Source organism: Calditrichota bacterium (assembly GCA_013151735.1).
Classification (GTDB): domain Bacteria; phylum Zhuqueibacterota; class JdFR-76; order JdFR-76; family BMS3Abin05; genus BMS3Abin05.
On record JAADHR010000108.1, the window covers coordinates 19,615 to 24,070 of the forward strand.

The following is a 4,456-nucleotide window of genomic DNA, read 5'->3' on the forward strand; positions in this document are numbered from 1 at the left end:
TAATATTCCAGTTTGGTATCACCGGAAAGCCGTTTGCGAAAGACCCAGTACGACCAGGCCTGATAGACCAGCACAAACGGGACAAAAATCGCGGCTACAATGGTCATGATTTTGAGAGTGTAGGGACTGGAAGACGCATTGTAGATGGTCAGGCTCCAGTCCGGATTCAGACTGGACGTCATGACACGGGGGAAAAGCCCCAGAAAGGCAAAGACCGTACTAAAGACAATGGTGAGTGCGGTCATAATAAACGCCCATCCCGTACGGTTATTTTTGACGAAAAGCCGTACGGACAAAAGCGTTCCCAGAGCAATGACAGGAACCACAGCGGGGGCGAGTCCTTTTCTGGTAAAAATATCGGTACTGGTGAAGTTGAGAATAATGAAAAGAATAAAAAACACCACCGCCCAAATCCAGATTTTTTGAGCGGCCGCTTTGGCTTTTGCTTCGAGATTTCCGCTGATTTTGAGTGAAAGAAAAAGGGCACCGTGCAGGAGAAAAACCAGCACAGCGGTAATGCCGCCCACAAGCGCGTAGGGATTAAGAAGATTAAAGAATCCGCCCACATAATTCATGTGCCGATCGATGGGAACACCCTTTACGATATTGGCAATGGCCACGCCCCAGAGTAGAGCCGGTAAAAAGCTTCCGAAGAAAATCGCCCAGTCCCAGGTGCTGCGCCATTTGGGATGAGTGTTTTTGCTTCGAAATTCAAAGGCCACGCCGCGGAAAATAAGTGCCGCCAACATAAGAAAAAGGGCCAGATAGAATCCGCTGAAAAGTGTCGCATACCAATTGGGAAAGGCGGCAAACAAAGCCCCGCCAGCTGTGAGCAGCCACACTTCATTTCCGTCCCAGAAGGGGCCGATGGCGTTGATAACCAGCCGTCGGGATTGGTCGTCTTTTGCGATGAAGGGCAGCAGCATACCCACCCCGTAATCGAATCCCTCCAGAAAGAAGAATCCGATAAAAAGTACGGCAATCAGAATAAACCAGACTGTATTTAAATCCATTTTAACCTCCTATTATTCTTCAGTTTGCAGAATATTGGCGGTACCCGCTTTTGCATATTTTTTGAGCAAATAAATATCTGCCACAATCAAAACGCCGTAAATCAGGGTGAAGCCGATAAGAGAGGTCAGCACCAGGCCGGGGCTGACGGTATTTGAAACGGCATCCTTGGTTTTAAGCAGCCCGAATACAATCCAGGGCTGCCGGGCGACTTCCGTGAAAATCCATCCTGTTGAATTGGCGATGTACGGCAGAAAAAGTGCCCAGAACGTCAGTTTAAGCATAGAAGGCTTGATGGCGTAATCTTTTTTGCCTGCCAACAAAATATAAATGGCAATAAAAAGCATCAAAAATCCGGCCCCCACCATCAAACGAAACGTCCAGTATGAAAGCCAAACGGGCGGAACGTAATTCCCCGGGCCGTATTTTTGTTCGTATTCGGCTTGAATTTGATTGATTCCCTTAACCTCACCGGAAAGCTTGTTGTAGGCGAGCAGGCTTAGGAGTTTGGGAATCCGAATGGAAAAGATATCCTTGCGTTCTTTTTCATTTCCAATGGTGAAAAGGGACATGGCCGCCGGGTCTTCGCTGTTCCAGAGGGCTTCTGCAGCGGCCATTTTCATCGGCTGCACCTTTACCATGTGCTGTGCCTGGGCATGTCCCACAACAATCACCAGGGTAATACCAATTATGCCATAAATGGCCCCGAATTTCATCGATTTTTTATAGGCTTCTGCATCCTTGCTTTTTTTAAGTAAATGGTAGGCACTGATTCCAAGGACAAAAAAGGCGGCTGTTGAAATCCCGGAAAAAAAGACATGCGGAAATTGTAACCAGACGTGAGGATTGAAAATGAGAGCAAAAAAATCGGTCATTTCGGCGCGCCCGTTCCGCAGCACATAGCCTACCGGCTGCTGCATGAAAGAATTGGCGGTCAAAATCCAGAACGCCGAAAGATTGGACCCAATAGCCACCAACCAGATGGTTGCGGCATGTGCCTTTTTGGACAGCTTGTCCCATCCGAAAATCCAGACGCCGAGGAATGTGGATTCCATAAAAAAGGCCAGTAAGGCCTCAATGGCCAGCGGGGCGCCAAAAATATCTCCCATAAATCGGGAATACTGTGACCAGTTCATCCCAAATTGGAATTCCTGGACAATCCCTGTGGCCACGCCCATGGCAAAATTGATCAGGAAAAGCTTGCCCCAGAATTTTGTCATTCGGAGGTAAACCTCTTTCCCTGTCTGAACGTAACGGGTTTCCATAATGGCCACCAAAATCGAAAGTCCCAGGGTCAGTGGAACAAAGAAAAAATGGTACACTGTGGTGATGGCAAATTGCCATCGCGCTAATGCTACTGGATCCATAGAAACCTCCATTTTAATTGGAATTTTGGGTTAAAATGCACAAAAGAGCGAGCTGTTCTAAAAACTATTTTTTTCCGTCAGGGGCGGTTGTCCATCATTGAACGGTTTAATGAGCATCCGATTAACCACCCTTTTTGTGAGTACCGTTTGGCTTGGGTTCCAGATCGGAATCGCCGAAAATAAATTCAGAAATCATAGCTTCCTGTAATTGACGCATAAGGTAATGATCCTGTTTAACGAAAAACAGATGAATTTTGCAGTGCGAAACCAGCGGGCAGATATTGGGATTTTTAATGCACTCGTTCAAGGCAAAATCAAATCCCATCGCCTGCAGTATCTTGTAAAATGAAAGCTTTTCCGGGGGGTAAGTCAAAAAGACGCCGCCCCGTTTTCCCTGAGTGGTTCCAATGATGTGATGCTGTTTGAGCTTATAGATGATTTTTGTGGCGAAGGGTCGGGTAATAAAGAGTTTTTGTGAGATGGCTGCGAGGGAAATGGGGCCCTTCTGGTAATTTCCGGCCAGGTAGGCACAAATCCGAATGGCGTAATCGTATTCACGCTTGATTAAAACATTCATATATTATACCCAATAGGTTTAATTATACCAATTGGGTCTAATATAAAAATCACGATAATAAATGTCAAGCATTATTTTAAATTTTTTTGGTTCTACTGGATTTCTTGTGGAAAAGACACTCTTTTTGGAAATAGAACCCGGCCTTTTGAACCCACCCCCTGACTCGGGGCTGTATCAAAAGTTCTTTTTTTTGAAAAAAAATAAATACTTGTCATTGTGAGGAGCGAAGAATGAGCGACGAAACAATCTCATAACATATTGTAAATAAGGGGATTGCTTCGTCCGCCTTAGGCGGACTCGCAATGACAGGTTTTATAAAAATGAATCTCACGACTGTAGTTTTAAACTTGTGATACAGTCCCCCGGAGGGAGGGTTAGAAATAGAATGATTCTACCCAATACCTGTTAAATGAGACGTTACACCGCGTCCATTCGGGAATAAAAAAGCGGGCTTTTCCTTATTTTTAAAGTGATTTCCCTGGTTTTCATTGTGTGCCGAAGGATCAAAGGCTCCGCAATTGGGAACAAGGCGAAAATTTTCTTGATTCTAACGAAAAAAAAGGATAATTTTTAATATCCTTCTAAATCCGGGGGGCGCTCGCCTCCTGAGGCAGATTTTTCGGTATTTAATTAGTCTGAAGAATTCATTAGCCACAAAGTCACAAAAACACAAGGCCATAATAAACAGTAAGATAAATAAATATCCGTTGAAATTGAAAACTATTCAAAGCGAACGGAGTCTCAAATAAACGGTTTGGGTCGAAACTAATTTTTTATTGAGGATACTGATGGAGCTTTCATTTCCCCCCAAATTGAATTTGGCCCGAATCCCAACCCCTATCCAAAAACTGGAACGTCTTTCGGAATGGCTGGGGGGGCCTACACTCTACATGAAACGTGATGATTTAACCGGAATCGGATTAACGGGCAATAAGGTTCGAAAACTGGAATTTACTCTTTACGAGGCCCTGCAAGAAAAGGCTGATACGGTGATTACGTGCGGTGGGATTGGGTCCAACCATGCCCGGGCAACGGCTGTGGCCGCCCGCCAATTGGGGTTAACACCCGTGCTGGTTCTTCGGGGAGAGCCAGAGGACTACCCGGATGGCAATTTGCTTCTGGACTCGCTTCTGGGGGCCGAATTAAAATTCATTTCCAGGGAAGATTATTCGAATTCCCGCGATGAAATAATGCATGAATTAGCCAGTCGTCTGGAGCATCACGGCCGCCATGCCTATGTGATCCCGGAAGGAGCCTCGGATGCTGTGGGAGCCTGGGGGTACGCCGGGGCCTTCAGGGAAATCCTTCAACAAATGGCCGAACAGAATCTTGAATTTGATGCCATTGTATTTGCGGTCGGGTCCGGAGGCACACAGGCTGGCCTGCTGATTGGCAGAGCCGCTTCGGGCTGGCCGGGTGAAATTCTGGGGGTCAATGTGTGTGACGATGCGTCCTTTTTTAAAAACCGAATTGGGCACATTCTGAATGAGTTTCAACAAAA

3 protein-coding genes and 1 pseudogene (1 of these 4 cut by a window edge) are annotated in these 4,456 nt (G+C 46.0%); 1 reads left to right on the forward strand and 3 read right to left on the reverse strand.

Annotated features, from left to right (window positions below):
* The 3 genes from cydB to GXO76_07475 all read right to left on the reverse strand — a co-directional run.
* The coding region (gene cydB / locus GXO76_07465; protein ID NOY77690.1) for a cytochrome d ubiquinol oxidase subunit II at positions 1 to 1,013 on the reverse strand (1,013 nt) is incomplete at its 3' end.
* A 12-nt stretch (positions 1,014 to 1,025) separates the two neighbouring features.
* A complete protein-coding gene (locus GXO76_07470; protein ID NOY77691.1) occupies positions 1,026 to 2,378 on the reverse strand; it encodes a cytochrome ubiquinol oxidase subunit I in 1,353 nt (450 codons plus the stop codon).
* 121 nt (positions 2,379 to 2,499) lie between these two features.
* Entirely contained in the window at positions 2,500 to 2,955 is a 456-nt protein-coding gene (locus GXO76_07475; protein ID NOY77692.1) for an Rrf2 family transcriptional regulator, read from the reverse strand.
* A gap of 788 nt (positions 2,956 to 3,743) precedes the next feature.
* Between GXO76_07475 and GXO76_07480 the strand changes: the two are divergent.
* Positions 3,744 to 4,456: pseudogene (locus GXO76_07480) on the forward strand (D-cysteine desulfhydrase family protein) (it continues 315 nt past the right edge of the window).